The organism is Ponticaulis profundi (assembly GCF_042659465.1).
GTDB classification, from domain to species: Bacteria; Pseudomonadota; Alphaproteobacteria; order Caulobacterales; family Hyphomonadaceae; genus Ponticaulis; species Ponticaulis profundi.
Window position 1 is genome coordinate 739,094 of record NZ_JBHSSW010000066.1, and the last position, 6,000, is coordinate 745,093.

At 55.2% G+C, this 6,000-nt stretch carries 6 protein-coding genes and 1 pseudogene; all 7 read right to left on the minus strand.

All coding sequences use genetic code 11. The features are described 5' to 3' along the window. Nucleotides 1-298 precede the first annotated feature (298 nt). A pseudogene (gene rplD / locus ACFQDM_RS19485) lies at nt 299-916 on the minus strand (50S ribosomal protein L4); the annotation flags it as partial. After that, nucleotides 916-1,701, minus strand: coding sequence for a 50S ribosomal protein L3 (gene rplC / locus ACFQDM_RS19490; RefSeq protein ID WP_377382459.1), 786 nt, complete (start codon nt 1,699-1,701; stop codon nt 916-918). The pseudogene rplD and the gene rplC, both read right to left, overlap by 1 nt. Next, complete coding sequence (gene rpsJ / locus ACFQDM_RS19495; RefSeq protein ID WP_377382463.1) at nt 1,702-2,022, minus strand: 30S ribosomal protein S10; 321 nt, start codon at nt 2,020-2,022, stop codon at nt 1,702-1,704. A 262-nt stretch (nt 2,023-2,284) separates the two neighbouring features. Further along, nucleotides 2,285-3,514, minus strand: a complete 1,230-nt coding sequence (locus ACFQDM_RS19500) for an MFS transporter (RefSeq protein WP_377382466.1) — start codon at nt 3,512-3,514, stop codon at nt 2,285-2,287. Between the two features lie 132 nt (nt 3,515-3,646). Continuing rightward, the gene (locus ACFQDM_RS19505) at nt 3,647-3,943 is read right to left on the minus strand and encodes a DUF167 family protein (RefSeq protein ID WP_377382468.1); all 297 of its coding nucleotides are present in this window, start codon (nt 3,941-3,943) and stop codon (nt 3,647-3,649) included. Nucleotides 3,944-3,979: 36 nt separating this feature from the next. Further along, on the minus strand, nt 3,980-5,359 hold the full coding sequence (rimK, locus tag ACFQDM_RS19510) for a 30S ribosomal protein S6--L-glutamate ligase (protein WP_377382471.1): 1,380 nt from the start codon (nt 5,357-5,359) through the stop codon (nt 3,980-3,982). Nucleotides 5,360-5,489: 130 nt separating this feature from the next. Next, nucleotides 5,490-6,000 (minus strand): EF-Tu C-terminal domain-related protein (locus tag ACFQDM_RS19515; protein ID WP_377379393.1); only part of this gene is annotated, 511 nt, incomplete at its 5' end.

Below are 6,000 nucleotides of genomic sequence, written 5' to 3' on the forward strand. Positions count from 1 at the left end.
CAGCACGCATTTTAACGAGCAGGCGCTGGTCAACTTTGGCACGCGGAGCTTCGCCCGCCACCATTGCTTTGGCCTGGCCAACCCAGTCTTCTGTCGCAGCGCGGCTAGAGACACCGACCTTGTCGAAGAGCGCCGTTGCGTCTGCTTCAGAGATCGCTGCAAGCTTCGTCAGCTCGCCGTAACCTTCTGCAGCCAGAGCTTTGGAAGCTTTAGCGCCAACACCGTCGATCAGAACGACATCATCAACGAAACCCTCTTCGCCCGGCTTTGCGCCAGCTGGAGCATCCGTTTCGCCGTTGAAACGCGCATGAATTGCGTCAATCGCATCCTTAGTCAGAACCAGTGTTTGACGACGCATCACGTCGTAAACGTTCAGACCAGCAGATGGCAGGACATCAACGTTAGGAATATTGCGGGCCGCACGTGCGAAACCTTCATTCAGCTCAACGCCGCCAATAATGAGCGCGTTAGACAGACCGAGAGATTCGAACGATGCGCGCAGCGCCTTCGTTTTGCCTTCGTCGAAGTTCACGTCCTCGAGCACAATAAGGCTACCACCCTGCACTTTTGCAGAGAGAGCGTGCTTCAGAGCAAGCGCACGAACCTTCTTAGGAAGATCGTGAGCGTGGCTGCGAACGCGAGGTCCGTGAGCAACACCACCACCAACAAAGATAGGCGCGTTACGTGAACCGTGACGAGCACCGCCAGAACCCTTCTGACGAATGTACTTCTTGGTTGTACGCTTCACTTCTGAACGTGACTTGGTTTTGTGCGTACCAGCCTGGCGCTTTGCCAGCTGATAACGAACCATGCGCTGAAGAATGTCGCCGCGGATCTCTTCGATACCAAAAATGGCATCATCGAGCTCAACCTTACCGGCTTTCTTAGCGCCAAGCGTTGTGACTGCGAGTTCCATTACGCGTCAGCTCCCTCGGATTCTGCAGGCGCGCCTTCACCAGCCTTGAAAGCCCCTGGAAGCGGAGCTTCCTCTGGGCGAGCCTTTTTCACAGCGTCACGAACTTCGACCCAGCCGTTTTCCGGACCAGGAACGTTACCCTTGACGAGGAGAAGACCACGCTCAGCGTCGACGCGTACGACTTCAATGTTTTGTGTGGTCACACGGTCAACACCGTAGTGGCCAGCCATTTTCTTGCCTTTGAAGACCTTACCCGGATCCTGGCACTGACCAGTCGAACCGTGCGAACGGTGAGAGATGGAAACACCGTGAGATGCGCGCAGACCACCAAAGTTCCAGCGCTTCATCGCACCCGCGAAGCCACGACCAACCGAGATTCCGGCAACGTCTACTTTCTGACCCACAACAAAGTGATCAGCAGAAATCTCAGAACCAACTGCAGGCAGCTCACCACCCTCAATGCGGAACTCGAGAACTTTTGCTTTAGGCTCCACACCAGCTTTCGCGAACTGACCGCGATCTGCTTTCGTCGCGCGCTTAGCTTTCTTAGCGCCAGCGCCCATGACGACAGCCGTGTAACCGTCTGTTTTCGTTTTCTCGACGCGGTCTTTCTTAGAACCACGGTTCACAGAAGTGGTGCGCTCCTCAGTGGTACGCAGACCAACTACCTGACAACCTTCCAGAGAAAGGACCGTCACCGGGATGTGATTGCCGTCTTCAGAGAAGACGCGCGTCATACCCATTTTCTTGGCCAGGAGGCCAGTACGTTTAGCTGGGAGTGTCATTTATCGTGCCCCCTCGAGCTTGATCTCAACCGCAACACCTGCAGACAGGTCGAGCTTCATGAGCGCGTCGACCGTTTGTGGTGTTGGGTCAACGATATCCAACACGCGCTTATGCGTGCGAATTTCAAACTGCTCACGAGACTTCTTGTTCACGTGCGGTGAGCGGTTGACCGTGAAGCGCTCAATGCGGGTTGGCAGCGGCACCGGGCCGCGCACCTGAGCGCCTGTTCGCTTGGCCGTTGATACGATCTCTTTCGCCGACACATCGAGGGCGCGGTGATCAAAGGCCTTCAGGCGAATCCGGATGTTTTGTCGTTCCATTGTAGCGTCCGTCCGCACAAAAAAAGCTAAGCCCACCACACGCGACCTGACGGTCAGATGGCGGACCAAAACCAGTGAATTGTTCCGTTTCGTGGAGGAGCGTATACCGAAAAGGTACGGTCACCTCATTCACGAGCGGCGACGTTTATGTGTTTGCGACTCGGATGTCAACACATGAGTTAAGTTTCTGGCCCGCATTTATCAGGGGTTTGGGTATCCCGGGGACAGAAAGCTGATCGCCGTTGTTTCTCACTATATATTATCAGCCCTCCGGCGTCACCCCAGGGGTAACTTCAGCTGCTTGCAGCGCATTGGTTCGACGCTCATCCCAGACAGCGATTCCCCAAAACAAAAGACCTCCTAAAGCAAGCCCCGCCCCCACATAACCCGTCGAGGTAAGCCCATAGCCGGCTGCAATAGCTGCGCCGCCCAGCAGAGGTCCCAGGGCATTCGCAATATTGAAAGCAGAATGGTTGAGTGCCGCCGCGAGTGTCTGCGCATCACCGGCAACGTCCATCAAACGCGTCTGAAGCGCCGGAGACAGCCCATTGGTTCCGCCGAGAAAGAAGACCACCAAACACAAGGACCATATTTGCTGAGCCGCGAAGGGATATGCCAGCAGGCATGTCGAGCTCCATAAAAGAATCGCCGCGACCGCAGGCATAAGGGCCTTGTCGGCCAGCCATGCACCAACAAGATTTCCGAAAGTGATTCCCGTTCCGAACACAGCGAGCACAACAAGCGCCATCCATTCTGGAGCGCCGATCACCTGAAAGACGACGCTCGTCACATATGTGTAGACCGCAAACATGCCGCCAAATCCTATCGAGCCAATCAACACGGTGAGCCAGACCTGGCGGCGCTTCAGCGCGGAGAGTTCCCGCAAGGGGCTTGCTGACGGGTTCGGAGGATCTTTCGGCGCATATAGGAAAACGAGCAGTACAGTCAGCCCGGCCAGAAGACCTACGACACCGAATCCCCAACGCCAGCCAAAGCTTTGTCCAAGCCAGCTTGCTGCCGGCACCCCAATGATCGTGGCAATGGTCAGCCCCAACAGCACGAGTGACACAGCCTGTGCCCGCTTGTTCGCTGGGACGAGCGACGCTGCCACAAGGGAAGCCACACCAAAATACGCGCCGTGAGGAACACCACTTAGAAAGCGAAACAACAACATGGTTTCGTAATTCGGTGAGAACGCACTCAGGACGTTAAAGCCCGCAAAGGCGAGCATAAGCCATAACAGCAGCTTACGCCGTGACATTCGCGCGCCAAAAACGGCCAGAACCGGCGCCCCGATGACAACACCGAGTGCGTAAGCAGAAATCACATGTCCTGCAGTGGGTTGATCGATCCCCAGTCCTGCTGAAAAATAGGGGACGAGACTCATCGCAGCGAATTCCGTCGTTCCGATTGAAAAGCCGCCCATCCCAAGCGCGAACATGATCAGAATATATTGAAGCCCTCCTGAGGGCTGGACTTGCGATGACGTCATCCACAATCTCCTGGAAACGTCTGGTCTTTTCTCGATGAGAAGAAACCTGACGGCATAAAAAAGCGGCCTCATACAGCCGCATGCCGTTGCGTAACCCTTCATTTTGAAAGCGTCTATCTGCAGATAGCGGTATCAGCCTCTCAACGCGTTCAACAATTTGTGTTGGATGTCCTCCAGACGTGCTGAGATCAAAACCTGTTTCAAGCGACTGGTCTCACCCGAATGCAAACGGACATGAGATTTTGCGAGACCAAGCTCTTTCGCCAACAGTTTGCAGACCGCCTTGTTTGCGGCGCCATTCTCCGGCACAGCGCGGACTTTAACTTTAAGGAAGGCACGATCGGCATCGTCTTTCGCGATAGCATCCAAAGCGTCCTTTGACGACTTCGGCGTTACCCGAACCGTGAGGATCGTGTTGTTATCGTCCAAAGTGCGTAGTGGAAGGCAATCAGCCATCGATCCTGATCAGACAAAGGCTTCGCGACTGAGCGGACGCACTTTGCCTTCCAAATGCTGAATAATCTGCCCTGCAATATCCTTGCTGGTCGCCGTCTCGATCCCTTCCAGTCCGGGTGATGAATTCACCTCCAGAACTTTCGGGCCGTCGCTCGTACGCAAAATGTCGACACCTGCAATGTTCAGCCCGATGGTCTGAGCGGCTCTACGCGCTACCGCGCGCTCTTCCTTGGATAATTTGACCGCTTCAGCCGTGCCACCTCTGTGAAGATTCGACCGGAATTCACCTTCTGCTGCCTGGCGCTGAATGGCTGAAATCACTTTGTTTCCGACCACGAAACAACGCGTGTCGCGTCCGGCCGCTTCGGCAACAAACTCCTGCAGAAGAAAGTGTGCATCAAGTCCGCGGAATGCATCCACCAGGCTCTCCGCCGCCTTGCGCGAATCCGCCAGCACAACACCTTTACCCTGGCTCGATTGCAGCAGCTTCAGAATGACCGGCGCCCCACCAACCAGAGAGATGAGATCTTTGGTGTCTTTGGGTGAATTAGCGAAAGCCGTCGTCGGCATTCCAATGCGCTCACGTGCCAGCATCTGATGGGCCAGGAGCTTGTCTCGAGACGCTGCAATAGCGTTTGGCTCATTCAGGCAGTAAGCGCCTGTATTTGCGAACTGTCGCAGCACAGCAAGCCCATATGACGTGATCGACGGGCCGATGCGAGGAATAACAGCGTCGAAACGCGGAAGCACTTCACCGTCATAGTGAATCTCAGATACGCGTGCGCCAATTTTCATATAGCAACGCGACGTATCGATCGGCTCCACGACATGCCCCCTCGCCTCTCCAGCCTCAATCAGGCGCTTGCAGGAGTAATTCTCCGGCTCCTTTGTCAGGAGTGCAATGCGAAGCGGGCGACGGACGGGCTTACGTTTCGGTAGCTGCTTATAGAGATCAAAGGAAAGCTCAGGCTGAGCAAAAGACCGGTTCGGGTCGACCACCATGTCTTCTGCAATCGAAGTCCGGCCAAACAGCATGCGATAAGCCATATTCTCACGATTGGTGAGCGTGACTTCAATCGGCCAGCTGCGTTCGCCGAGTTTGATGTGTGTCGCGATGACATAACGTAGCTCGGTTTCACCATTCGATGACGTCACCTGGCGACGGTCCACGATCGGCGCCGAACACGTAAACTCTAGCGAGAGATCGTCTGGATTCGGTTGAATTAGAAAGCGGACCTGAGGTTTGTTAGCCGGCCCAAATGGTTCAATGACGCTGGCATGTAGCGCTGATGTGCGCGCACCTGTGTCCACTTTCGCCTTGATCGCGGGCAAGCCTAGGTCCGGAAACGCGACCCATTCTTCCCAGCCGAGTGTAAAAGGTGAAGTCATGTCTGCTCCTGCGTCATCTGAGCGGCGCTATAACCCAGTTTGTATTCAAAGGCGCGCCCGATTGCACCCCAATCAACAAAAAAAGGCCGCTCTGGAGAGCGGCCTTTTCGTATTCGAAGGTCCGTTCGGACTATTCGATAACTTTGGAAACAACACCGGAACCTACCGTGCGGCCACCTTCACGGATCGCGAAGCGCAGCTTCTCTTCCATAGCAACCGGCTGGATCAGCTCAACGTTCAGCTTCACGTTATCGCCTGGCATAACCATCTCTGTGCCCTCTTGAAGGGTCACAACACCGGTCACGTCCGTCGTACGGAAGTAGAACTGTGGACGGTAGTTCGAGAAGAATGGCGTGTGACGGCCACCTTCGTCTTTCGTCAGAATGTAAGCTTCTGCTTCGAACTTCGTGTGCGGTGTGATCGAACCTGGCTTACAGAGAACCTGGCCACGCTCAACGCCTTCACGGTCGATACCGCGAAGCAGCGCACCAATGTTGTCACCAGCCTGGCCCTGATCGAGCAGCTTGCGGAACATCTCAACGCCCGTACAAGTCGTCTTGGATACTGTTGGACGGATACCGACGATTTCGATCTCGTCGCCGACTTTCAGGATACCTGTTTCAACACGACCCGTCACAACC